The sequence below is a fragment of the Vibrio sp. S234-5 genome, assembly GCF_000960595.1.
Classification (GTDB): domain Bacteria; phylum Pseudomonadota; class Gammaproteobacteria; order Enterobacterales; family Vibrionaceae; genus Vibrio.
This window is the reverse complement of the sequence record NZ_JZAM01000212.1, coordinates 1-402: the sequence shown is the minus strand read 5'-3', so window position 1 is coordinate 402 and position 402 is coordinate 1. Positions and strand designations below refer to the sequence as shown.

Below are 402 nucleotides of genomic sequence, written 5' to 3'. Positions count from 1 at the left end.
TGGTAAGCCAACGTACCGATGACGTCATCTGCTTCCACGCCAGGAACGCAGATCAACGGCAAACCCATCGCACGAATAACGTTGTGCAATGGTTCAATTTGGCAACGCAGATCGTCCGGCATTGGTGGACGATTCGCTTTGTATTCTGAATACATCTCATCACGGAAGGTTTTACCCTTCGCATCAAACACCACCGCAATACGCTCAGGCGCAAATTGACGCATCATACTGCGTAGCATGTTCACCACACCGTAAACTGCGTTGGTTGGGATTTCACCATTACTCATCGTGCCCGGGTAAGCGTGAAAAGCGCGATATAGGTAAGAAGAACCGTCGATAAGAATCAGCGGATTTTCAGGAATACTTGCCATAATTGTCTGTATCCAAATCAGTACTTTATAG

1 pseudogene is annotated in these 402 nt (G+C 47.3%); it reads right to left on the bottom strand.

Going from position 1 to position 402, the window contains the following annotated elements:
* Positions 1 to 371 (bottom strand): annotated as a pseudogene (locus UF06_RS12355) (DNA polymerase I); the annotation flags it as partial.
* Positions 372 to 402 lie beyond the last annotated feature (31 nt).